This is a genomic window from Nostoc sp. 'Lobaria pulmonaria (5183) cyanobiont', assembly GCF_002949795.1.
Taxonomy (GTDB): Bacteria; Cyanobacteriota; Cyanobacteriia; order Cyanobacteriales; family Nostocaceae; genus Nostoc.
In genome coordinates this window covers 5,066,556-5,091,992 of sequence record NZ_CP026692.1, presented here as the reverse complement: position 1 = coordinate 5,091,992, position 25,437 = coordinate 5,066,556, and the positions used below count along the sequence as shown (strand labels likewise).

Annotated in this window: 18 protein-coding genes, 1 tRNA gene and 1 pseudogene; 5 read left to right on the top strand and 15 right to left on the bottom strand. The window is 40.5% G+C overall.

All coding sequences use genetic code 11. The annotated features are described in order from the left end of the window. Positions 1-9: 9 nt before the first annotated feature. Together NLP_RS22460 and NLP_RS33435 are read right to left on the bottom strand one after the other, a co-directional pair. Entirely contained in the window at positions 10-1,308 is a 1,299-nt protein-coding gene (locus tag NLP_RS22460; protein WP_104908295.1) for a P-loop NTPase fold protein, read from the bottom strand. Positions 1,309-1,562: 254 nt separating this feature from the next. Beyond that, positions 1,563-1,733, bottom strand: coding sequence for a hypothetical protein (locus tag NLP_RS33435; protein ID WP_158680494.1), 171 nt, complete (start codon positions 1,731-1,733; stop codon positions 1,563-1,565). 340 nt (positions 1,734-2,073) lie between these two features. Between NLP_RS33435 and NLP_RS22450 the strand changes: the two genes are divergently transcribed. Beyond that, positions 2,074-3,768, top strand: a complete 1,695-nt coding sequence (locus NLP_RS22450) for an ATP-binding protein (protein ID WP_158680493.1) — start codon at positions 2,074-2,076, stop codon at positions 3,766-3,768. 72 nt (positions 3,769-3,840) lie between these two features. Here the strand turns inward: NLP_RS22450 and NLP_RS22445 are convergent, their stop codons facing one another. Both NLP_RS22445 and NLP_RS22440 read right to left on the bottom strand, forming a co-directional pair. Beyond that, positions 3,841-5,316: a pentapeptide repeat-containing protein gene (locus NLP_RS22445; RefSeq protein ID WP_104908294.1), complete on the bottom strand. Its 1,476-nt coding sequence runs from the start codon at positions 5,314-5,316 to the stop codon at positions 3,841-3,843. 351 nt (positions 5,317-5,667) lie between these two features. Further along, a complete protein-coding gene (locus tag NLP_RS22440) occupies positions 5,668-6,378 on the bottom strand; it encodes a pentapeptide repeat-containing protein (protein WP_104909981.1) in 711 nt (236 codons plus the stop codon). A gap of 290 nt (positions 6,379-6,668) precedes the next feature. Here NLP_RS22440 and NLP_RS22435 point away from each other — a divergent pair, with 290 nt between their 5' ends. Further along, positions 6,669-7,889: an FAD-dependent oxidoreductase gene (locus NLP_RS22435; RefSeq protein ID WP_104909980.1), complete on the top strand. Its 1,221-nt coding sequence runs from the start codon at positions 6,669-6,671 to the stop codon at positions 7,887-7,889. 65 nt (positions 7,890-7,954) lie between these two features. Here the strand turns inward: NLP_RS22435 and NLP_RS22430 are convergent, their stop codons facing one another. From NLP_RS22430 to NLP_RS22420, 3 genes are all read right to left on the bottom strand, one after another. Next, positions 7,955-9,775 carry a tetratricopeptide repeat protein gene (locus tag NLP_RS22430; RefSeq protein WP_104908293.1) on the bottom strand — a complete coding sequence of 607 codons (1,821 nt, stop codon included), beginning with the start codon at positions 9,773-9,775 and terminating at the stop codon, positions 7,955-7,957. Positions 9,776-9,982: 207 nt separating this feature from the next. After that, positions 9,983-10,645, bottom strand: coding sequence for a Uma2 family endonuclease (locus NLP_RS22425; RefSeq protein WP_104908292.1), 663 nt, complete (start codon positions 10,643-10,645; stop codon positions 9,983-9,985). A 315-nt stretch (positions 10,646-10,960) separates the two neighbouring features. Further along, positions 10,961-14,128: a plasmid replication protein, CyRepA1 family gene (locus NLP_RS22420; protein WP_234017028.1), complete on the bottom strand. Its 3,168-nt coding sequence runs from the start codon at positions 14,126-14,128 to the stop codon at positions 10,961-10,963. A 1,058-nt stretch (positions 14,129-15,186) separates the two neighbouring features. Between NLP_RS22420 and NLP_RS22415 the strand changes: the two genes are divergently transcribed. Beyond that, positions 15,187-15,972 carry a hypothetical protein gene (locus NLP_RS22415; protein WP_104908291.1) on the top strand — a complete coding sequence of 262 codons (786 nt, stop codon included), beginning with the start codon at positions 15,187-15,189 and terminating at the stop codon, positions 15,970-15,972. A 248-nt stretch (positions 15,973-16,220) separates the two neighbouring features. Next, positions 16,221-16,467, top strand: a pseudogene (locus NLP_RS36205) (IS701 family transposase); the annotation flags it as partial. Positions 16,468-16,630: 163 nt separating this feature from the next. Here the strand turns inward: NLP_RS36205 and NLP_RS22405 are convergent. The 6 genes from NLP_RS22405 to bchB form a co-directional block, all read right to left on the bottom strand. Continuing rightward, positions 16,631-16,702 (bottom strand) — tRNA-Gly (locus NLP_RS22405). Positions 16,703-16,872: 170 nt separating this feature from the next. Further along, positions 16,873-17,439, bottom strand: a complete 567-nt coding sequence (locus tag NLP_RS22400; RefSeq protein ID WP_234017027.1) for a GerMN domain-containing protein — start codon at positions 17,437-17,439, stop codon at positions 16,873-16,875. Positions 17,440-17,874: 435 nt separating this feature from the next. After that, positions 17,875-18,204, bottom strand: a complete 330-nt coding sequence (locus NLP_RS22395; protein WP_094353499.1) for a DUF3082 domain-containing protein — start codon at positions 18,202-18,204, stop codon at positions 17,875-17,877. A gap of 171 nt (positions 18,205-18,375) precedes the next feature. After that, complete coding sequence (ispE, locus tag NLP_RS22390; RefSeq protein ID WP_104908289.1) at positions 18,376-19,350, bottom strand: 4-(cytidine 5'-diphospho)-2-C-methyl-D-erythritol kinase; 975 nt, start codon at positions 19,348-19,350, stop codon at positions 18,376-18,378. A 105-nt stretch (positions 19,351-19,455) separates the two neighbouring features. Continuing rightward, complete coding sequence (gene rsmA, locus NLP_RS22385; protein ID WP_104908288.1) at positions 19,456-20,298, bottom strand: 16S rRNA (adenine(1518)-N(6)/adenine(1519)-N(6))-dimethyltransferase RsmA; 843 nt, start codon at positions 20,296-20,298, stop codon at positions 19,456-19,458. A 681-nt stretch (positions 20,299-20,979) separates the two neighbouring features. Then, positions 20,980-22,506: a ferredoxin:protochlorophyllide reductase (ATP-dependent) subunit B gene (bchB, locus tag NLP_RS22380; protein WP_104908287.1), complete on the bottom strand. Its 1,527-nt coding sequence runs from the start codon at positions 22,504-22,506 to the stop codon at positions 20,980-20,982. Positions 22,507-23,044: 538 nt separating this feature from the next. Here bchB and NLP_RS22375 point away from each other — a divergent pair. Continuing rightward, positions 23,045-23,734 carry a Uma2 family endonuclease gene (locus tag NLP_RS22375; RefSeq protein ID WP_104908286.1) on the top strand — a complete coding sequence of 230 codons (690 nt, stop codon included), beginning with the start codon at positions 23,045-23,047 and terminating at the stop codon, positions 23,732-23,734. Between the two features lie 32 nt (positions 23,735-23,766). Here the strand turns inward: NLP_RS22375 and NLP_RS22370 are convergent, their stop codons facing one another. Together NLP_RS22370 and NLP_RS22365 are read right to left on the bottom strand one after the other, a co-directional pair. Beyond that, a complete protein-coding gene (locus tag NLP_RS22370; protein ID WP_104909979.1) occupies positions 23,767-24,981 on the bottom strand; it encodes a DUF6745 domain-containing protein in 1,215 nt (404 codons plus the stop codon). Then, entirely contained in the window at positions 24,974-25,267 is a 294-nt protein-coding gene (locus NLP_RS22365) for a hypothetical protein (RefSeq protein ID WP_104908285.1), read from the bottom strand. The genes NLP_RS22370 and NLP_RS22365 overlap by 8 nt, the downstream gene beginning before the upstream one ends. Positions 25,268-25,437: the final 170 nt, after the last annotated feature.

The following is a 25,437-nucleotide window of genomic DNA, read 5'->3' as shown; positions in this document are numbered from 1 at the left end:
ACAGCCGATTTATAACCTAAATTCCTTGGCTTGTGCCAAAATCGGATTGATATCAAACCACGAACCATCCTCATTCCGGTATTCAAATACAAACATACTGCGGAGCAAAAGTTCGTATCTTTCATGACCTCTCAAGTTTTTCTCTTGCGCTACCTCACGTAGTAATTCCCATTCATCGGGCGTAATTGCCAAAGTTAGCTCATTGCGGCGTTGTTTAATCACCCTATCCACACACTCCCGCGACAAAGGTGGGTCTTCTTGCTGAAGACAGCGAAACAATAACATCAACAAGTTACGCAAATGACCACCGCTAACTTGGCAAAGTCGCTCTAAAGTATCAGGACTATCAAAAACCTCAGTAATTAAATTCCGGCTTTGTTCCCAACTGACACCAGGAAAAGCCCTCGCCATAACCATCTGTTGCAGCAGTACAATTCCCTGTGAAAATTGCGAACCATCTTGTAATTCCACAGGAACCATCGGCAAAACCTTGGGGTCTACGCCAAAGCGATTTGTTAACCTTCCTAAAGCGTTGGAAAAAATCAACACTAACGGAATGGTATAAACAACATGACAATTTAGCTGGTTTAACTGTTCGCCCCGTTCCACAAAGAGATATTCTGGCTGATAATGACCGGAAGGTTTTTGAGAATTATCCACTCTGTCGAGATTATCTATAATTACCACCAGTCCTTTTTTACCCTGCTGCATGAGTTTTTCTCTAGCAGGCTTGAGCAATTCTTTATTAATTGATTCTAAAATGCCGTTGGTGCGCGGTTCTAAATATTGCCGTAACTGACCGCGAAGTTTAGGACTATCTTTAGTTTTGGCAGTAATCTTGGCAATACCTACAGATAACTCTCCCCCAAGTTCTATCGGCGTTTGCAAAAATTCACCAAGTTCAGTAAACAGAGTTTGAAAGTATCCTGGCTTGAGATTAATTTTGATTGCTTCCAGACTTTGACTAACCTCACGAGCTACTGCCAATAAAATATCTGTAACATCAATATCAGCCATATCCAGGCTTTGGCTAGACTCGAAATAAACCACATGAAATCCCTGCTGCTCTAACTCTGCCTTTAGCCGCAGTAATTCTGTGGATTTGCCACAACCGATATGTCCGGTAAACAATTGACAAGTGGCTTGCTCAGGTGAAAGGCGGGTGATAGTTCGCCCAAGTTCCTCAATAATCCTTGCACCACGCACTTTAGAGAAATCAATATAATATTGTCTATCCTCCGGTTTGCTCACGACCAGAGTTTTACTGGGGTTGCAAGCTTGAAAAAACCTGACTAAATCTAGTTTCATCACAAATTACCCGAAATCAGCCTAAGGCTCTTGCCCATTTCAGTGATTATACAGACGATAAAGCGGCTATTTCGGAAAAAACTTCTTCAGATTGAGTGATTATCGATGAAGCTAAAAGGTTCGGCGATGATGCTCAAAGGTTCAAGTTTCAGTATCTAAGGGTGAGATTTAAGTGTTCCAATGTTCGGGTGGTTGAAGATTTTCCGGTAAGATAGTTGTGCGATCGCCTTTTGCCGATTCAATCTGCTGTTGTTCTAGATTTTTGGCTCCCCTGAAGATTGCTCCTTTCCATAATCTAATCTTTGCTCTATTGATAATCCCTCAACATTCACAAAGGCTAAAAAAACAGCAATTAAAAAAAGAATAAATATAAATGGTAGAACTATTAACCAATTTATTAGAGCGTCTGTGTTGTTATCAAACATAAATTAAGTTTCTTCCTCATCTCCAGAATTGTTACGGAGACTTTTGGTAAAAACTATAGCAAGCATTAAGTAGAAACGGTAGAATACGCCCAAATAACGAATGATGCTGCGGTAATTTAACCAGATTGCCGCCAATGTGTCGGTGCTTCAATATAATCAGGTAGGCGAGTGGTGCGATCGCTAATTGCCTTCGGCTCGAATTTTTATTTTCTTAGATAATAAAAACGTTAAGGTATTATCTAGAATTGTGGGCTTCATAAATAGTTAGCCTGCTAGATGTTTGGGGAATCCTAAAGAACAGCGAATGCTGTATTTAGCATCGTGAATGGGTAAAGGTGCTATGTTCTCCAAACTAAATTTGCAGGTAAAACTTTTTGGTTCTTTTGGGGTGATTACTGCAATCATTCTGATAGTGGGTACAGGTTCCTATAGCAGTATTTCAAAGCTATCAAGCTATATCGACGAGCTGGCTAACAACGATTTACCCAGTGTGGATGGCTTGTGGAAAATCAGCGAAGGACAAATTCAAATTGAGTCCTCCGAACGGCTATTGCTTAACCAAACCTTGACAAAGCAACAGCGGCAGTTGACTTTGGTGCAGATTGACAAAGCCTGGAAACAAATTGATCAGGGATGGGAGCAAGCGTTGAATACGCAGCAAGCGTTGAATACGCCGCTCAACAACCCAGTAGAGCAACAGTTATCAGAACAGTTCATCCAAAATTGGAAAGTCTGGAAGCAAGCCCACCAGGAATTTATGAGTTTAGAGCGAAAGTTCTATGAGCTTAATATTTCTCAACCGGAGTTAATGCAAGCAAAACTGGGGCATCGGAGACAACAGAATTTGCCTCAAATAAAGCGCGTCGAGTCTGCTTTAGCTCTCTACAATCAATTGCAGTCCAATACACCAACTAGAGAATTACTTTATGAAAAAGCTAATACTTCATTACAAAGTCTGCTCAAAAACAATCAAGATTTTGCAGTTCAAATTCAAGAATCTGGCAATAAGGCAGCAAAGCAAAACCAATTTGCGGCTATGATCATCATTCTAGTGGGATTGGGCGCATCACTGACACTGGCATGGCTGCTGAGTCGGGCGATCGCTCAACCGATCCAGGAAGCTCATGATACGCTGGAACATCGAGTTGAAGAACGAACTCAAGAATTGCAAGAGACGCTAGAGACTCTCTTAAAAACTCAATCCCAATTGGTACAGACAGAAAAGATGTCGAGCTTAGGACAGTTGGTGGCGGGAGTTGCTCACGAAATTAATAATCCAGTCAATTTCATTCATGCAAATGTGACTTATCTAAATGAGTATGTAATTGCTCTAGTGGCTTTGCTCAAGATGTATGAACAGGAGTATCCTCAAACAAGTCAGGGAATTCAGGAAATGATTGAGGAGATTGACTTAGAATTTTTAGCAGAAGATTTGCCTAAAATGCTTGCTTCTATGAAAGTGGGAACGACGCGAATTAGTGATATTGTTCAATCGCTCCGCACATTTTCTCGCATGGATGAAGCAGAACTAAAATCTGTTAACCTTCATGCTGGGATTGATAGTACGCTAATGATTCTGGAACATCGCCTGAAAGCTAGACCAGAATGCCCAGAAATTCATGTAGTCAAACACTATGGCGATCTGCCGTTAGTGGAATGTTATGCGGGTCAACTCAATCAGGTGTTTATGAATATTCTCACAAATGCAATTGACGCGCTAGAGGAATACAATTGCGATCGCAGCTATCAACAGATATCAGAGAATCTCAGCCAAATCACAATTTCAACCGATATCAACACTCAAAATCAGGTAAAAATTGTCATTGCAGATAACGGTTCAGGAATGCCTGAATCTGTGAGACAACGCATCTTTGATCCGTTCTATACAACAAAACCTGTAGGTAAAGGGACGGGGCTGGGATTGTCTATCAGCTACCAAATTATCACGGTCAAACACGGCGGAACATTGGAGTGCTATTCAACTTCAGGACAGGAAACGCAGTTTGTAATTCAAATTCCAGTAAAGGCAAGCTGATGGTAGAAACTATAGTAGTATTTTGTAAAAACGGTAGAATGCGCCCAAATAATTAACTGATGCTACGATAACTCAACCTGATTGTCGCCAATCTGTCGGTGCTTCTATATAATCAGGTAGGCGAGTAGTGCGATCGCCAAGTGCCTCTCTAATCTGCTCCAACTCTAAGTTTTTCGCTCCTGTCAAAATAGTCCCTTCCAGTTTGACATCACTGAGATTAGCTTCTGAAAAGTTAGCCCCCATGAGGTTTGCCTGAGTCAGGTTAGCTTGATAAAAGGTTGCCCTATACAAGTTTGCTCCAATCAGATTAGCCTGATACAGGTCAGCTTCAGTTAAGCTGGCTTCCGAAAGGTTGGCAAAATAAACTTCTGTTTGGTGGAGTTTGGCTGCATTCAAATTAGCCCCAGAAAGGTTAGCTCCATTTAAGTTAGCCCCACAAAGATTAGCACCAATCAAACCCGTTTGGTGGAGGTTGGCTTTACCCAATTTTGCTCCTTGCAAGTTAGCTAAAAATAACTTTGCTCCAGAGAGGTTAGCCATTTTTAAGGTGGCTTGTTGTAAGTTAGCTTTATAAAGGTTCGCCCCCTGTAAATTAGCTGCACGCAGACTTGCACCAGAGAGGTTAGCTGAACGCAGGTTTGCTCCAGAGAGATTGGTACGATTCAAGTTAGCCCAACAAAGGTTGGCTCCATATAAACTAGCTTTTAGTAATTTGGTTTCATAGAGAATCGACCTAATAAGTTTAGCGCCACTAAGGTCACATCCACTCAAGTCAGCCCCACGCAAGTCAGCCCCACTCAAGTCAGCCCCACGCAGGTCAGCTTGTTGCAGGTTAGTTTTTAGCAGGTCTGCTTGTCTAATGTCGGTGTTACGTAAATCAAGTGTCTGATCTTTTGGGTCTTCGAGTAAATTACGCCTACCGATAACAGTCAGGGCTGCTTGAATATCAGTGCGTATTTTGGGAAATTCTTCATGGAGATTTTGATCTACCTGCGGTGTCAGACGCGACCTAGTTCTACTCTTACTTGAATAAACTGCTTCTTGATATTCCGGCTGTTGTTGCTCCCCTTTTAGGTGCTGGATAGGTGTATTCTCTCGCACAAAGGCAGTGAGAATTTCCATAATTGTCCAGTGTTCTTGAGGAAAATCCTGAGCAACCCTTTCTAAAGCATAAATTGCGCCTGTCCGGGTTTCAACCTTTTCATGGCCAAGCTGGGCAATTGCGCCCATAAAGCGCTCTGCAATCAATCTGTCTTGATTGAGTTTTGCATTTTGCAGTCCAATTTCTAAGTTTTTTTCAGATGCGATCGCACTCTTCTGCATTGCTTGGGCACGCCTTGCTGCATAATAAGTATTAAACATTGCTGCCGATGCCAGAAAAACTATAGCAGTAGTTGTTAAAGCTTGATTTCTATACTGGATTTTTTCTTGAATTGACAACTCTTTAATACTGGACAAGGCGAAGAAAATTACAGTCAACGAGCAGCCAAATATAACTGTTAAAGTTATCAACCAATTCAACAGAGCGTCTGTCTTTTTAGAAGACATGGTAAAAATTTTCCTTACAACCTAGAATTATTACTTAGATGTTGAGGAAAAATAGTATAGCATTTAGCAGAAAATTATAATAGGTGTCAAAACACTCATTGAACTAGGCAATGATATCGAATATACTTTTACATCACGACATCAAGAAACCACCATTCCAAATCAATGAAACGCTTATGTTACAAGAATTACGAACTCCGCTGAAAATAGGAAATGGAGAATAGGGAAAAATTTTCATTGCTTGCATCCTACTCCTTAATCCCGTCCCCTTACTAAGAGGATGGGAGACAAAGCTACGCTTTGGCAGGGTGAAGTTTTTAGGGTTGAATCAGTAATCAAGGGGATATGATATTATTCAAAGAATTTGGTTTCTCTGAGGTTTGCGCCATCGAGTATGGCGTCATAGAGAATTGCCCCATGCAAGCCAGCTAGATATAAACTAGCACGATGCAGGTTAGCTCCAGAAAGGTTAGCTTTCTCTAGGTTAGCTGCACTGAGGATTGCTCCTTCTAAGTTTGCTAGAGATAAATTAGCTCCTTCTAGGTTAGCTGCACTAAGTATTGCCCCCGCTAGATTAGCTTTTCTGAGATTAGCCCCAGCTAGATTAGCTTGATAGAGATTTATCTGTTGTAGATTCGCCCCTTTCAAGTTTGCTCCTCTCATATCCGTGAAGCTCAAATCAAGTTGCTGATTTACTGGGTCTTTGTTTGCATCTCTTCTGGCGATAACAGTCAGGGCGGCTTGAATGTCTACACGAACTTTTGTTGACAGGTTGCTCGTTACTTCTTCTTTAGGCATATAAGGAGCATTTTTTCGTACAAAAGTAGTAAGAATGTCTACGATCGTCCAGTGGTATTGTGGATGACTATGGGCAATTTGTTCTAAATCATTAATTACAGCTATAGTGGTTTCTATAGTATTATTTCCAAGCTGTTCACTTGCTATTCTTAAGCGTCGTTTTAGCGAATGATGCTGATTTTTTTTAACTTGTTCCTGGAAAGCAGGTAGCCACAGGAATATTTTCGATAGCTGGATGTGATTTTTTGATAAAATATTTTTCATGGCATTAAAAGCATTAATAATTAATGTAAATAAATTCAAATGCCTATTTTTGAGTGAATAAATTATTCGCGTCTGCTATTGTTTCATACCTACTTAGTACTGAAACATCCTAATGTAACCAACAAAATGGAAAATCTAACTTTCGAGTAACTAGATATAAGCATACAGACTCTTGCAGTTTCTAATAATCAGTTGTTTTCACTAGTCTTTAGTCTTCACTGACAATTAACGCTCATCATGATAATTTTGATTTATTTATAATCATTGATTAACTAAAAATGACTATTAAAATTCAGCAAAATATACAACCAAAAGTTAAAAAAGTAGTGTTAATTGGTGGCGGTCACAGCCATGCTATTGTTATGAAAATGTTCGGTATCAAACCGTTAACAGGAGTAAGTTTGATACTGATTACCACAGCATCAGAGACAGCCTACTCTGGGATGTTACCAGGACATATTGCCGGATTTTATAGCCACAAGGAATGCCATATTGACTTGCGACCTTTGGCGAACTTTGCTCAAGCACAATTATATATTGACACGGTAGTTGCCCTAGACTTGAAAAACAACAAAATTCTCTGTGCTAACGGACTTGTGGTAGATTTTGATGTGCTGTCTATAGATATTGGCAGCACTCCGGCTACAATATCTGTATCAGGTGCGGCAGAATATGCGATCGCAGCTAAACCAGTATCGCAGCTATTAGAGCATTGGTATGAACTAATTCAAGCTGTAGGTAAAAATCCTCAAGAACCAATTAGGATTGCGATCGCAGGTGGAGGCGCTGGCGGTGTAGAATTAACGCTATCGATGCAATCTCGTTTACATCGGATTTTGGATGAAACTCAACAACCTATTCAAAACCTAGAAATTCATTTATTCCAGCGTGGACAAGAACTGATGCCCAATTATCATCAATCAGTGCGGCATCAACTTCAGCAAATTTTAACTGACCGAGGTATTAAGTTACATATTGGGGAAAATGTGTGTAAAATTGCACCTAAAAACCTCACCCCTAACCCCTCTTTGCAAGCAGAGAGGGGAAATAAAGAAGTATTTGAAATTAAATGTGAATCTGGTTTGACAGTAGAGTGCAATAAAATTTTTTGGGTAACACAAGCTTCAGCACCCGAATGGTTAAAAACCGCTGGATTAGTAACTAATAAGCAAGGTTTTATTTTGGTAGAAGACACGTTGCAATCTCAAACGCACCCGCAAGTATTTGCATCTGGTGACATTGCCACAATGATAAATCATCCGCGTCCAAAAGCTGGGGTGTTTGCTGTTAGACAAGGTAAACCTTTATTTGAGAATTTGCAGCGAATTTTATTAGGTAAGTCGCTCAAACCTTATAAGCCACAGAAACAATATTTGAGTTTAATTGGTACAGGAGACAAACGAGCGATCGCAACACGAGGCACTTTTACTTTACCACCCCACAAACTTTTGTGGTATTACAAAGATTGGATTGACCGCCGTTTTATGGAACGCTTTCGCTTTGAAGATTAGGGACTGGGGACTAGGCGAGATGAGGGAGAATAATTGAAAAAGTTTCTTCCCAATGCTCAATGCCCTCATCTAAGCTGTTCAATTAGCTCGATAATTTGTTGGTAATACTGAATATTCCCTTCTTGGTAATATAAGTCTGCGGATTTCTGAAAATCTCTAATTGCTCCTTGAGAGTCTCCCAAATTGCGGTAGACATCTGCCCGGAGAATGTAAGCTGAAGCCCAATTAGGCTGACGCTGTAAGGCTTGGTTTAAGTCTGCAAGCGCTCCTTGTAAGTCTCCCAACAGAGAACGGCTACGACCCCGATTGTACCAGTCTTCGGCAAAGCTGGGGTCGATGGCGATCGCTCGACTGTAATCTTCTATTGCCCCTTGATAATCTTCTAGGGCATAGCGAGCATTAGCGCGATCGCTGTAAAATGCAGCAGATTGGGGATTTATTTGCAAAGCTTGGGTATAATCTGCGATCGCACTTTCATATTCTTCTAAAGCATAATGGGTTGAACCTCGGTTGTAATATGCTTCAATTAAATCAGGATTAATTTTTAATGCTTGGTTATAATCTGCGATCGCTCCTTGTTCATCTCCCAAAAGACGACGAGCATTTCCGCGATTGCAATACGCTTGGGAAAATTCAGGAACAAGCTCTATGGCTTGAGTGTTATCATCAATTGCTCCCTGTAAATCTTGCAGAGCTTCACGAGCAATACTCCGACCATAATAAGCTGCGGCTAAGTTATCATTAATTTGCAATGCTCGATCGTAATCTTTAATTGCTCCTTTATGATCTCCTAAAGAACGACGAGCCGCCGCGCGATCGCAATATCCTTCTGCTAAATTAGGATTGAGTTGTAAAAGGCGATTGCTATCTTCAATTGCACCTTGATAGTCTCCTAATCGGCGACGAGCATTAGCCCGAAAGCCATATACTAAAGCTAAAGTCGGGTTTTCTTGTAACGCTTGGTCATAATCTGCGATCGCACCCTGATAATCTTCAAGAGTACTACGAACCAGACCCCGCTCATAATAAGCTTGCACATCATCAGGATTCAGCTTTAATGCTTGGTTAAAGTCTTCAATTGCTCCGTGATAGTTTTTGAGGTGAGCAAGCACCAGACCCCGATTATAGTACGCTCCAGCAAAGTTGGGATTGATTTTTAGGGCGCGATTGTAATCTGCGATCGCACTTTGATAATCTGCTAAAGCGTAGTGAGCATTACCTCGGTTATGATAAGCTTCCGCCAAGTTAGGATCTAATTGTAATGCCTGGTTATGGTCAGCGATCGCTTCTTGATAATTTCCTAAAATCTGGTGAATATTGCCGCGATTGCTGTAAGCTGCGGCAAAATGGGGATGCCATTGTAAAGCTTGTTGAAAATCTGCGATCGCTTCTTGACGCTCGCCACGTTCAAAACGATTTACGCCCCGATTATGATAAGCATTAGCAATATCAATATTGATGTTATCAGCTAATTGGGTACTCATTTCTATTGTTTGGATATAATCTGCGATTGCTTTGTCGTAGTTTTCTAAAGCAAAGTAGGCATTCCCTCGGCTGTGGTAAGATTGCGCCAGATTGGGATCTAATTGTAATGCCTGATTATGGTCAGCAATCGCACCTTGATAATCGACTAAAAAGTAACGAGTATTAGCCCGGTTGTAATAGGCTGTGGCAAAATTGGGATTGATTTCGATGGCGCGATTGAAGTTAGCGATCGCACTGCGATAATCTTGGAGTTGACTGCTTAAAATCAGCCCTCGATTATGGTAAGCTTCGGCATAGTCAGGATTTAGCTTGATTGCTTGGGTATAAGCTGCGATCGCGGCTTGATAGTTTCCTTGTAAATTGTGGTTTAATCCTTGGTTGAAAAAATCTTCAGCATTCATATAATTTTTTTGGCTTTTGACATTTTCTAGCCTAAAGCATCGCGATTGTTAACAATATGTTTTAAAAATCATTCTAACTACTATTGTACCTATTGCAACGAGGTTTATTTAAAAGCAGAGACTAACCAATCATCACTATATGTTCTTTCTAACTTTCATATTTAATTATCTTCTGTAATGATTAATTAGCAGTTAACTATCAACTATTTAAAGCGTGTTTTGGTCAATTCCTTGCTGTTGTAATCTGGCTAACAGATTTTGCAATTGTTCTTCAGGCGTTGAGTATCTGTTACCATGCTCATCATACCAATATAACCATTCCCGCATCCTTCCTTGATAAGTACCCTGTTCGCGTCCAATACCTAAACCAATTTCTGGCATCCAAATTTTATCCCCTGGTTGTAAAATATATTTGCCTTCAAATAAGCGATAAACTTCTAAACGTTGACGCTTCCGCCGGAGGCGAGTTGGTGCATAAATTACATAATACAAAATGCCTAATTCGGCATAATCAATTTTTTTTTGTTCGTATTCGCCGTTGTAAGTTTGAGAAACAACTTCTAAAGCTAAAATTGGTGGAATGCCTTCTTCTTCCCACAGAACATAACTAGAACGTCCATTTTCTCCAACAAAACGTTCTACACCTAAACTCAAGAAACCATCAGGAACTATAGCTCCAATACTTGGTGTATGATAAACACCCATATTAATGCCGAAAAACCAGTCATCGCGGTTTTGCCAAATCGAGGCTAAGATGGCTAACAATAAGTTAGGAATTAATATTTGGAGTTCATTATCCACAGGAGTATCATCTGAATCTGGTAATTCTGCCGATGAAGGTAGGCAGTCTAACGGATTGTAGTTGAACATAACTAGTCCTCAATCCTCAATATCTAAATTTCAACTTATTTTCCCATAATTTAACGATAGCTCAGGTTGCACAATTGAAACTAATTTTACAATGGGATAAGGCTTAAGGCTTACTGGAAACCTAGAAACTTTCAAATAAATCGACCTCTTGGATAAATCATAAATAAGAACCCCACAAAAGCATAGATTTGTCTTCCTTCTCCGATACTTTGGGGAGGGGTGTTAAAGACTTTTGCAAGATATATAATGATTAACGATAACTTTCACAAAATCGGATATTTGCGGCTTGTAACACTTACAAATAAGTCAGTATTACTATATTTTAGATAATGGGAGAGTAGACGTAGATATTCTTTGGTCTATCTTTCCAGAGTTCGTTTGTAGAATTTCAAACTTCCAGTCTGAAGAATAATCAGGAAACTCATAACCAACACTCTTAACATGAGCCAACATCAACTCATCTCGTTGATGCCAAACAGCAAATATTTTTTCCCTGCCATCATATAGCGTTTCTAGGTCAATTTGATAAACATCATTTACCCGCTTTAGCTTCAAACCCAACAAATTTAATAGTCGGCTGAGTATTTTTATTGCCGAAACTTGCTCTTTCTCTCCAATTAAATTAATACCAAGCGCTCTTTTAATATGCTTACTATGCTGGAAAGTGATATTTTTTAATAATATCAAATCTTGATCGTTCTCAGTAAATTCTCGTGTTAATTCCAGAAACTGAAGCATTCCTAAAGCTCTCATAGCTTCAACTTTTAGCGTGTAAGTTTTTAAATCTGGCAAAAAAACTTTCCCTTCACCCCAAGACAATTGCTGATGCCATTCTTGCTCATCTCTGACGTGAAAATACTCACTCTCGTGAGTTAAATAATAGTGAATTAACAGTTGACGATAATATCCTTGTTCATCCTGCAATTTTAGCCAAGGAGTAATTTCTACACCATACCTTTGTGTCAGAATATATTTGTTGATTTGGTTGCGTTCTCCATCCGTTAGGGAATGCTTAACTAACATCTGCTCATGTTCTATATAATTCATATCTTTAGCATTAGCTACAGCAGTTGCTATCGATAGTTGATTTTGTTGCTTAATCTCTTTAATTTTGCGTTTAATTTCTTTAGCTTTTTGACGACTTTGTAGCCAATCTTTTTGAACTTTAATAATTTCTAAAATTAACCTTTTGCGAGTAACTAAATCACCTGCGTCAGTTGCCAAAAAGGCTAGGCGTAAATCTCGAATAATATTATTGTGAACCGCATTACTCCGCACCTGAATTTGATGTCCATCAGCAATTAAACCATCTTGCATAGATTGCCGATAGAGGCGAATAGAAGCATTTACTCTTGCAGATAACTTTGCCCAGGTTCGCAAATGAATCGGATCGTAAACTAAGGGTAAATCTACATCTATTTTATGTAGGGGACTCAGCAAAGCTAAGTTTTCTTTTTGATTTTCTTGATACCAATCAGATAACAAGCGATAATTTGTACTCCCACTACCAATTAGACCAATACCTCGTTTAGCACACCAGACAACACGCGGTACATCATCCCTGACTCTTGCTAGCGCTTGTCTTGCTTCCGAGTCAGGAATTACCCCTTGAAAAATTCCATAAACTCGGTCAAAATGTTGGACATCAATACTAATTCCTGTACCAAGGCTAGGGGTAACAAAAACGCCATCATATTCAGATATTTTTTGATTAATCGCAGCGATAAAATCAACTGCTGCATGACCAGGTGTGTTTGTAGTGTGACTACTAACTACCAGAGTTTTAGGATATTGTCGCCGTAATTTTTGTAGTCGCTCTTTCAGATAACGTTCAATTGTTTCACAACTATAACGCCCAGCCCGACTATCGGTAGTAACATAACATTTACGTCCAGCAAGTAAATCCAATTCTAGTTGGTGAATTAGGGGTGTTGGGTTTGGCGAATCATAAAAAGTCACGTCCCAACCTTGTTGAGGCTTCCACTGATTGAGAATTACCCAAGGTGTTAATTTAATTCCTGCCAATCCTTGTAAATATTCAAGAGAAACATCTGATAAATCAGCATCTTGGGCAATTACTAACCCCCCGCTTGTTAAAACTGTCGCAATGAGTTGCTGGAATAACTTTAATATTTTTACCCGTTTATGCTTACAAGTATTACTATTTAGCAGATGCCATAAAGATTGCTCTACTTCATCTAAAATTACTATTGCCCCGCGCCAATTTTCCGGGTTAAGTTTCCAAATCGAATCAACGCACAAGCCGAGGGATTGCTGAGGAAAGGGAGAGCGGAGGATAGGAGGAGCGGGGGTAAGTGTTTTATTAATCTTTTTCTCCCCATCTTCTTTATGTGTTCCCCATTGAATACCAATTTTTTCACACAAGAATCGTCCAAGTAAGATTCTGTGAGTAATTAATAAAACAGGTTGATTTTTAGTTTTCGCTTGCCGAACAACGCCTTGTAATGCTGTTGTTTTCCCTGTTCCTTTTGCTGATTTGACTCCTACTAATCCAGAGGTAGGAAAAGGTATTTCACCTATATAAGGACGGTTAAAGGTGAATGCAGCAGGAATCCTTAACTCGGTGTGGGGTTTGGTTTGAGCAAGATAAATTTCTAAATCAACACCTTGGCGATAAACTTTCTCGAAACTACTTGCACCTTTAGCAACAATAAATTCATCAACCCCTTTTTCTATTCCTGGAAGTTCGATGACTTTTACAGGGCAATTTTTTTGCTGAAATAAACAACCAAGTTGAGAAATAGCATTATTTACAGCAGCAATTGTCTTGGGTTGAGTTTCAAAATCAAAGCAAATGTAAAAACTGCGCTTTGTAATCGCAAACGCGGCTAAATCAGGAATTAGCTGACGACGGGTAACTTTGCCAAATTCATCTTTCACAACCCGATAACCACTGGAAATTCCGGGAATGGCGATCGCTACATATCCTTGCGTCAACAACGTGGCTGCTTTCTTTACACCCTCGCAGATGATGAGAGGAATATTCTGTTGCATCACCCATTGCCAAAAGCCCCTAGCTTCACCATCATCAGTAATGGTGATATTCTCAGGCATGACCAGATTGTAACGCCCAGCAATTTGCTGCCAGACTTGCAAAGTTACCCGCAAACAAAACACTCGTGTTGGTGTGCTGGGGGGATGCTCGTACTTGATGGGCTTGCCATTATGATTTTGTCGGGGTTGGTTTGGCTTAAAGCATCCCCATTCCATCATTTGCCAATTATTCAGAGGGTCTAGTCCCGAACACCACCAACCACCTTCTGTGATGTGAGCATAACGCTGCAACCAACTACTTTTCACCATTCCGCTATTGGTGCGGGGGAGTAGCCCAGAAATCAACAAGTACTCATAAGCTGTTACACCTTGGAGCGACCTAAAATTGAGATGCACTAAGTGTAAGTCTATACCACTACTCTTGACTAATTCTTCAAGGTGTTGGGGGTGTAAATAGTGCAGATGCATGGCGAAAGTCCCGAAGGGAAGACAATGAAATTAAAACAGTAACATGCATCTGCTTTTTTTTTATACGCGAAATTGCGAGGCTTTTATGATGCTTTTATTACTTCGCTGCTGGAGACACATCGGTTAAAGCTGTAGTGGGTTATTCTGTCTATTAAATTCCCGAAGTAATAATTTTGTATTGTGATATTTGTTCGCTTTTAATTTTTATTTATCAGTAAATTTCTGCGTTAAGGAATGCGATCGCTGCATGTATCGCTATGAGGTAATATATTCATCAAGTTCAACAAAGCCTTAACACTGAGCCTCCACCTGTACCACACTTCATCTGTGAGATGTGAAATACAAAAACGCTCACACTACAGAATCCTTTAACCTCGCTCTAAAGGTTGGAGATAGCTTTGAGTGTTAACTTCTCTTGGCGATCGCAGCTAGTACAGATACCTTGACGTAACACTTTTACTCAAGTAGCACGGTAACTCCAAAAGCTGATTGGAGGTAAAATAAATAACAACTTTCCAAATGAGTTCAATCTGCTTTATAAATAGCACCTATTCTATAAACAAAACTGCATACAGAGAAATTAAATCGATGACGCACTGATCACATCCATGCCAACTTCTGCTTTTGCACTAACAATTTCATGTCATTATAAACATGATGCTTAGTAATATGTAATACTAATAAAGAGCCTCGTGGCGATCGCACATCTTCGACTATTGCCTACTGAACTCAATGCTGCTTGATTATGCGATCGCTATAAGTCATCACCATTTGACGAAATACCTCATACAGATACTTTGAGAAATGGTATTAATATATGGCTTTGTCAAAATTCCTAGACGCACAAATAATGTTAAAAAATAAGAACATCTTCCGCAAACTACTGTTGAGAAAGTTTATTTTTTATATAAGTAGAGTGGAACTTCTTTAGTAAAAGAGGGATCTAATTAGTTTGATTATTAACTATTCACTCTTTGGGGAGGCAATTAGTCTCCAGAAATGACAACATATTTTTAAACTGTAACATTATGTGGAAATCAAAGTTAATATTTAGATTAATGCTGTCGACTGCGGCGATCGTTACTAGCGTGCAGCTAAGTTCAGCGAGTCACTATGCTATTGCTCAAAGTGCATCTTCCAATGCGACTGTCAAATCTGGGCAACAAAATCAAGCTTTAGAAGATGCTAAAGTTGCTATGGCAGGAGTTGGCATAGGAGCCATCGCAGGCTTACTCATTTCTGGTTTATGGTATCAGAAACGTCGTTACCGCAAAATCCAGTCACGTGCCAAAATAAACCGCTTTCGTGAAGAGTTTCTCTGCGGCTCTTTAGCAGATTATTACTTATCTAATTCCCAAGCAAATTCTTCACCTACAAATTCTCGGAAAACTTTACCAACACCAACTAAAGAAGAATCCCCTAGTTGTGAGGAAACTTTTGTAACGCCAACTAAAGAAGAAATATCCGATCCCTCTACTTTTGAAACAAATAATCTAGCAGCAGAACCTACGCCAGCCGCACTGTCTGATTCCTTATCTGACTGCTACCACAAGTTAATCGAGGAAATTGTTAATACCGCCCTCAATGGTCAAATCAGTTCTAAAGACTATATATATTGTCAATTAGTAGAAAATGTGAGTAGTGGTAATGGTGAAATCTTTGAACTCTGTTTGAGCGATCGCTTGCATTTCACTCAATCTGAACTACATAAAGTAATAAATTCTCCGAGTTTATTCCAAAAAGAAACTCCTGAGTTAAAGAAAGATCGTTTAAATCGCACCTTGAAGGCATTACAAACTATGCAAGGGGAATGGGAACAAATCCAAAAACAAAAACTAAATTAAGCCCCACTTACCGCAGTTGTGCAACAAATTCTTACGGACTGAAAAGCTTCTTGCTTTTCAGTCTTGTTACAAAACCGAACTAACATTATTAAATTTATTGGTGTGAACAGTTCTGATTAATTGCCGCAATTGCGAGAAAAATACAAGCGATCGCACTAAGCTTTTGTAATAGATAGAGGTGCGTAGCCGCAGTCCGCCGTAGGCATTACTTTTTAAGCAATGTAAGAAAAATAACTAAAAGTAGCTATAGGGTTCGATGGAAGGTTGAGGAGTAACACCTTTGAATTAAAACAATTGACTGGCATTGAATCATGTCAATCTCGTAAGGGTCGTATTCAAAGAAATCATATTGCTTGCGCTATTTTAGTCTGGCTTAGGCTTAAAGATTTAGCTTATAAAACAGGTCAAACAATCTATCAAATTAAGCATGGATTGCTATCAAATTATTTAGTTCAGCAACTAAAACGTCCGAATGTTCCCATGTTTATCGCCTAGTTGTTTGGCGCACGGCGCGGTGTAACCGCGCCATTGCTTGTGACAGTTGCGTAAGTCCTGCTTTTTTGCAAGAGGTACTAATCAACTGCATCTTTACTAATTTGCCAAAAACAACACTAATTTGCGAGTCGCGACATTTAATTAGCGAATGTACAAATTTTCAAGCGGGCGATGGGACTCGAACCCACGACGTTCACCATGGGAAGGTGACATTCTACCACTGAATTACACCCGCGAATTGCTACCATAGACTTATGGCTAAAATTAAGCATACCACTATTTACAGTTGTTTTCAATTGGCTAGAACGTACACCATTTTGACAACTGCTGATGCATGAATCCTCTGCCTGTTCAGATTAGGAAATTTTTTAGCTAGCTGATGACAGCACTTACTACAATATTTAACTAAAGAACAATGTCCTCGCCTCGCTCCGTGAAGCGAACCTCTTTAATATTCCATTGAGCATTACTCGTTAAGGTTTTGCGGAGACTGCCAAACAGAGCAAACTGTTCACAACTAGAAAGAGAAGTTATTTGCCGCTTTGACTCAGGAGATATGCGTAAATCAACTGTAGCAATGCCATTTTTGATGTTGACACGATACCCAGACAAGCTAAAGTCGCTTGTATCTCGTTTTTCTAAGATTTTACTCACGACATTTGTCACTGGTTCATCGGCTGGCACTGAAACCTTTTCTGGAATTAGTTTTTGACATTGAGTATCACTTGTGTATAGCGTTACGCTAGTAGTTTTGCTAATAGCGACTTTAGAAGTTGATGGAGAAGGCGTATTTTCCTTAGGAGATTCTTGATTAGGAGATTTTTCTCTTAACTGAGCTACGCTAGGAATTTGGCTGGGAGTTTGAGAAGATACGTTATTCGTTGGTGCTGTGGTAGGATATGACGTTGCGCTGTCAATATTACTCGCGGTGGGCTTAGAACTACAACTACCAAGGCTTACAACCATTGTCATAAAAATAAGCGGTAAACAATATCTCTTGATTGTGTTCATAAATTTTGCTTATAAATGATGTTACTGTTATCAATTTCAGTATCGATGGTATCAATTCCGCATAAATTCGTGAATATTGAGCCAGTCTATAAAGTGTCAACTTGAAACCTATTAAAGTCAAATTTTATACTACATTTCAAAATTACAACATCTGCTATTCAAGGAGCGATGTCTGACGACAAGCGGGTTTGTGTCTACGTCAATCCCAAAAAGCTTGACTAAACAAGTAGGAATGCAGTAGACCAGAGAATTGCTGCAACCAGTAGCATTGCATCTGCACTTGCTGCTCGTGTTAAATAAATTTGGCAAGAATAAAATCAACTCCTTGCACAGTATGGGTAAATCGTGCTGTTTTAGAAAAACTTGTGCTTTAGGTTACTGATTAAAAGCAAATTACTAGTTTTCACTACTTTTTTGCTTCGTTAATTGCTGCACTAATAATTGCACTCCCAAAGCCAACAAACCAATTGCCACTATAGCAAAAATCCCGCTACCCAAAGCAACTACACCAACAACCAGAGTGCGGACAGCAGAAGAAATCTTCACCACCAATGGATTGATTGAATGGATCGGTTTACTAGCAAAATTTGTTGCGATCGCAATCATCAGCGAATACGCTGCAAATCCCATCCCTCCAGAAATCACCGCCCCAGTAAAACAGCGTAACGGACTAGCTGTCACCTGTTCTTTAGCATCTGTTTGCGGCGTTAGATTTTGGTCATTCATAATATTTAGATTTTAGATGTTATATTTTGGATTGGAGCATTAGGAATAATTATTATCCTCAGCTAATTATCATTCAAATTGCATCTCTGCCTCTTTACTAGCGATTTGAACTATGGAACTAAAAAACTTATCAGCTTATTTCTTATACTCGATTTAACAATAAAGATTTATTTAAATTGAAGATGCCACCTGAATACCATGTGTAATTGTCCGAGTCACAAACAATTCTAAGTCTTCATCAAGAATTGCTTCTTTAACTTGTAACTTCACTTGTTCTGCCTGCTGTTGAGACTCAAAAAGAGCAAATACTGTTGGGCCAGAACCAGACATCATTGTTCCTAAAACACCTTCTTGATTTGCAAACACTTCTCGCAACTGCAAGACTTGGGGATAGTCTGGCAATACAACTCGTTCTAAATCATTGTGCAGTTTTCGGGCAATTTCTCCCGCATCTTTATCTAGGACAGCTTTTACTATTGCTTCTGAATGAACTGCATTAGCACGCGCTGTCAAGTTGTCGCTATCTCTAATATAAGAATGACCAAACTGTTGTCGATAGGTTTTGTATGCCCAAGCGGTGGAAACTTCCAAACTGCGGTATTTTGCTAACACTATATAGATACTATCCAAACTTGGCAGCGGAAAAAGTTGCTCACCTCTACCTGTTGCGATCGCAGTTCCACCTGCCACACAAAATGGTACATCTGAACCGAGTGTACCTCCTAACTCCTCTAATTCTGACTGAGTTAATCCCAACTTCCACAGTAAATCTATCCCCACCAAAACAGCTGCTGCATTCGTCGAACCCCCAGCCAACCCAGCAGCGACAGGAATCTGCTTGTTGATGGTAACTTCCACGCCTCCATATTTAGCAAAAGCTTCGGGAAATTGCTTCACCATTAATTCTGCTGCTCGGTATGCCAGATTACTTTTATCTGTCGGTACTTGTGGGTGGTTGCAGTGAACCCTAATGGTATCAGTACTAATGGAACGCACATCAATTTGGTCTGCAAGTCCGATACTTTGAAGTATCATGGCTAATTCGTGATAGCCATCAGGGCGTTGGCGTAGCCCGTTGGAGGCATCGCCAATAATTTCCAGATACAAGTTGATTTTAGCAGGGGCAATTAGGCTGTAAGAACGCATTTTCTGGAAGTGGGGAAGGTGGGGCCCCCTCTGGGGATAAGGGGTAATGGGGAATGGAGAATGGGGAATGAAGTATGGGGAATGGAAAAAAATCTGCCTTGTTCCTTACTCCCTACTCCCCACTCCCAATTGATTTGCTAGAATTACCCATTGCTGAAGGCTGAGGTCTTCAGCTCTGGCTTGGGGATTTATTTTTAATTGTTCCAGTAAGTGGCTCAAGCGATCGCGTTCTATAACTGATTGCAAATTATTTCGTAACATTTTGCGTTTGGCACCAAACCCCAACTTTAAGAAATTTTCTAACTGTCGGGGATTAAGTGCTGGTATCTCTATTTTTCGGTGGCGCAATCGCACTACTGCTGAATCGACTTTTGGCGGTGGATGGAATGCGGCCGCTGGGACTGTGCAGATTAACTCACACTCAGCCAAATACTGTACCCGCACACTCAACGCCCCAAAGGCTTTCGATCCTGGTTTAGCATATAACCTTTCTGCCACTTCTTTTTGTACCAGCAACACTATTGAGTCAAATGGTTCGGGGTTAGGGTTAGCGATCGTACCGAGTAGTTTCTCAATGATTGGCCCTGTAATGTTGTAGGGAATATTGGCTACTACCTTATTTGGCTGTTGAAAATTGGGAAAGGCTGCCAGATAAGATGGTAAATCTAGAGTGAGAAAATCGCCTTGCAGCAGTAAAAAATTTTCAGTCTTACCAAGCTGCTTTGACAACACTTGGCATAAGTCGCGGTCTATTTCAACCGCAACCAGAGATTGCACTAAGGGTAATAAACGACGAGTTAGAATGCCAGTTCCAGGCCCAATTTCCAGGACGCGATCGCCTTTGAGGGAGCGATCGCTTTCTGTACACTCTGCTGCTTTAATAATTGCGTCGAGTGCCTTTTCACTTTTGAGCCAATGTTGAGCAAAAACCTTACGCGGTCGGATCATCTGTATTTCTTGCCTAGTCTAGTTTTTAGCTTTTTCTCAAAAACTCATTATAAATATTTGAAGTCCTTCTATACCGCTAGACTCACTGTAACGCCTATCTTGTCTTCCAAACGCTCCACGAACGTAGTGATGGTGATCGCGTAAATGTCCATATAAGCCTCACTTGTAGGATGGGAGTCTTAAACCGCAAGCTCCCCAACAACTATGCTCTTATATAAAGTTAGTTCTGAGCATTTGGATTCAAGATAAATGCCTCCACCAAGACTACCTCCTGCCTTTTTCGATAATCATTAATATAATTTCAACTTGCATCAGATCCCATGTAGAGACAAGCAACGTCCATTAGACCTCTTGCAAAAAAGTTTTGTGGTATGGTGGAGGGCTGACTAAATCCAAGATAAATTTAGGCTTCTTTTTGAACTTCGTACTAAACGGAATTTTCCAGAACTGATTAATCTGCTTTCAACCCAATGTACTATGCGGCAAACCGAAGATTTAGGATACTTGCCAGTCACGCTTCTATGTGGAAGTAAGTCCAATATTCTCTCCAATACTGTAGGCAAACTTTCTTCTTGGTCTAAAACACTAAATAAAAAGACCAGGTAGTTTCCTGGCTCTACTCACATAAGAATTCAGCAGTCAACTTCCAGGGCTGACTGCTGATATTGTTAAGCTCTGAAACTAAGCCCCGACAGCTTCCTTCGCAGCGTATAACACCTCGGCATTGATTTCCTTGAAACCGCGATCGCGCGCAAATTTCTCAGTATTACGCTTCACTTTTCCACGCACAAATCCCGGAATCTTATTCAATTCTGCTTGACCATCTTTTGTCCAATTCAAATCAGAATCAGCAGAAATTCCTCTAGTAATAACTTCTTTGGTATCATGACCGCCAAAGATTTCTAACAGGTGATCTTCCATTCCCAAAGTGAAGGAATTGTAGATCAAATCTGTAATCTGATTCGTCCCTTCATAACCCATAAATGGTTTGTAACCAATGGGGAAGTTTTGGACGTGGATTGGTGCAGCAATTACGCCGCAAGGAATATCCAAGCGCTTACCAACGTGGCGTTCCATTTGTGTACCGAAAATGGCAGAGGGTTCAACACGAGCGATCGCATCCCCAATTGCACCATGATCTTCGGAGATTAGCACTTCATCGCAATACTCGCTAACCTGTTCGCGGAACCAGTCTGCATCATATTTACAGTAGGTTCCAGCCCAAACAACATGAATCCCCATTTCTCGCGCCAGAATCTTGGTAATGGCGGCGGCGTGGGTATTGTCACCAAAGACCACAGCTTTTTTGCCAGTCAAGTTTTGACAGTCAATCGAACGGGAGAACCAAGCAGCCTGAGATACATACAGGGTTTGCTCATTGATGAAGTCTTCGTAGTCAACTTCTGCACCTTGAGCGTTGATTACCTGCTGAATCTTGCGAATACAACGGGCAGTTTCCACTACACCCATTGGGGTAATGTCTATATAGGGTGTGCCAAATTGTTCTTCCAGGTAACGGGCTGTGGTCAAACCGAGTTCGCGGTAAGGTACTAGGTTAAACCAGGCTTGGGACATCTTTTTCAAGTCATACACCGAAGCACCTTCAGGAATTAAGGTATTTACCTCAATCCCCAAGTCAGCCATCAGCCGTTTGAGTTCGGTGCAGTCATGATTATTGTGAAAACCAAGGGTAGTAGTACCGATAATGTTAACTGAGGGCTTTGCTGTTTTGCCCTCAGGCAATTCGCCGCGCTTCCGGGCTTTTTCAATGTAGTATTGGACGATTTGATCCAAAGTGCGATCGGCGGCTTGCAGTTCGTTGTAGCGGTAGTGGTTCACATCCGCCAGCATTACATCTCCTTTCGCTTCCAACTGCGCCCGTTCGACAAAGTTGTGCAAATCCTCTTGCAAAATGCTGGAGGTGCAGGTGGGAGTTAACACAATCAAATCTGGGTGTTCCTCGGCATCCTTGCGGACGATGTTATCTACCACCTTCTCTTGGGAGCCGCGTGCTAAAACGTTGCGATCGACGACACTGGTTGTCACCGGAGTAAAATTCCTCTCCCGCGATAGCATAGAGCGCATGACGTTAAAGTAGTCATCGCCAATGGGGGCGTGCATGATCGCATGAACATTTTTAAAAGAACTAGCGATTCGCAGAGTGCCGATGTGGGCTGGACCAGCATACATCCAGTAAGCCAATTTCATGTTTGTGTCTCCCTTTTAAACTCAAATAACTAAGTAAGTGGGCGTAAAAAATATAAGATAGAGCTTACCACCAACCCCTTCGGTGCGTAGTTTACCGCCGTAGGCATCGCCCAGCGTGCCCTTAGCAGGGAAGGGGAGAGGTTTGGAGAGAGGTATTATCTTTGAATTCAGCCCATCTACTTATAAGTACTTGATTATTAAATCGTTTCTGATTTTCTCAAACCTGCTGGCTGAAAAAAAATAAGGTTTGTTGCGGGTTTTAGGTGAGGCGATATAGCTGAAACCTATTTAATGCTTGGGATGCAGCTATCAATTTAAACAATATTGCTGTTATTTTTGTAAAAAAATCTTAATGTTCCGGTAAATTAGACCTAACCCCCAGCCCCTTCCCTGCTAGCGTTGGGGAGTAAGATTCAAAGCCTCTCTCTTTTTAGGAGAGAGGAATGGAAGTGAGGTCAGAAGTCCCTCATTCCCTAGTCGGTTGCGTTTTTACCTAATTCGCTAAGATGTACACAAGCTCATTTTCAGTACAACAATTATGGTGAAAACCCCCTCCCAGCTTTGGACAATTCCTCCTTTGGAAAATGGCGAAAAACTCACCCGGTATGAATTTGAGCGTCGCTATAATGCCACCCATAACCTGAAAAAAGCTGAATTAACCGAAGGGATTGTCTATATTATGCCTGCTGCTGGGCGTTTCCGAAGTCACGGTCAACCGCATGGTTGGATTTTGACATGGCTTGGTACTTACGAAGCTGCGACTCCTGGTGTAGCGTTGGGAGTTGAACCTACCGTCCGCTTAGACTTAGATAACGAACCTCAACCCGATGCTGTTCTGTTGATTGAACCGGAAGCAGGAGGTCAAACGCGGCTGAGTGAAGATGATTATATTGAAGGTGCGCCAGAGTTAGTTGTGGAAATTGCTGCTAGTAGTGCGGCTATCGATCTTCATGGCAAAAAACAGGCTTATCGTCGCAACGGTGTCAAAGAATATATTGTTTGGCAAGTTTTAGACCAAAAATTGACTTGGTTTTCTCTTGAACAGGGTGAATATCTAGAATTAATACCTGACAATGAAGGAATTTTGCGAAGTCGGGTTTTTCCAGGGTTGTGGTTAGCGGCGACGGAGTTATTAGCAGGTAATATGCAGGGTGTATTGAAGGTTTTACAAGCAGGTTTGCAGTCTGCTGAACATGGGGATTTTATCAATAAATTGGGTAGTGATTAACCCGTTATAAATGGGGAAAGTCTCTTAAGCAATTAAGTTTGCACACCAAATTCCTCTGAATCTACTCCCCAATTAACCCAGCGAATCGCTTCACGCGCTGAGTTCATACTTGGTGGAACTCGCAAGGCATGAATAAAGCTTGTGCTAGGGCAAGTCATTTTTAATAAATAAATCGGCTCGATATCCACATTGTTATCAATTTTTAATAGTGTATATTCTTGCCAATTATCTAATTCAATTGCTTGTAATTCTTGGCAAATTCTAGCGTAACCAATACCCTGAATTAACACTCGCCGTAGTTCGGCGTTTTCTTCTGTTAAAAGCCATTGAGATTGCCATTGCTGCGGGTGGATTTTACCATATTTTTCAGGCAAAGTTACGCCGTGAGAGGAGTAGAGGCTATATCCATCAGTAAATTCAATGGCGGGTTCACCTTCAGCGTGGAGGCGATTTTGATTGTCGAAGCGCAGGTGAAGGGGGCGATCGCAGATAATTGCTACTTTTTCAAAACCAAAAATCCAGCCACATTCTATAATCAATGATTGAAAGTGCTGGAATTTTTTCACATCATAATCAAAATTTAAAACCTTAAAATAAAAATCATATACACTAGCTACTGTAGCATTTTTATCTGGTTGCCAGGATTTCCAATAAACGTTCCCTATATGAGAACCTAAACTTTTTCTTAGAAAAAACCACAATCGCTTTCCAATCCGGTTATGTAGTTTTGTCCCAGGTTGATGTAACTTTTCATATATTTTGGTAATGAGTTCAGGTTGGAGATGTGTATAGAATAGTCCATGTCCGTAATCCCAACCATTACTATCCAATTCCAAATAAAGACAATTATATAATATTTTGGTATCTATTGTCTGAAATATTGGTGAATTCATTACTTCATGAAAAAAGTCTATTTGCTTACCGAGGAGTTCTGGTAGAGGCTGAAAAACTTTTTCTTGCTTTCTTATTCGGCTTACAGATGATTTATTTAATCTACTAATAATAGGAAATTCCAATTTTTGTATTAATTGGTCAAATTTATCCAGAAATATCTCACTAAAAGCAGCATACGGACTATCACAAAAAACAATTTCAGGTACTTCAACACCAAAGGCAGCATAAACAACTTTTACCGATTCCGCCGCTTTTTCACGATCAATTCGCTCAGTTGAAAGAGCGATCGCTCTCCACTTTTCCCGATAAACTGGAATCAAAGCCTCTTGCTCAGGCGTTAACTTTTCAATCAGCGACATAACGCCAACCTTCAGGCTCATATTCCCGCTGAATTTTCACCATCCAATCACCTTGGGGAATAGAAATAGCTTTATGCTCCTCATGGGCAAGCAATGCCGACTCTGAAAAGACACGCAAATAAAGTGTGCTATCTTTCTCATATAATTCTGCGTTTCCCTCAGTAATGCGATGCTTATGCCCAGTAACTTCGCCTTCTGCCAAAGTTAAGTGAGGTATTTTTTGTCCTTCAACCTGTTGCACAGGCACTAAAATAACATCACCCTGACGAATTGGTTGCATGGTTTTGCTTTCCTGACATGGGTACAAACCCCACTTCGATTTTGCTCTCAAGTTTGGTTTAATTTTGGCACAAGCTTTATGAAAGTGGGCATTGGGTATTAAGAAAACTTTTTTCTAGTCCCCAGTCCCCTCATTGACAAAAGATGTTGACGTATTACACTTCTTGCGGG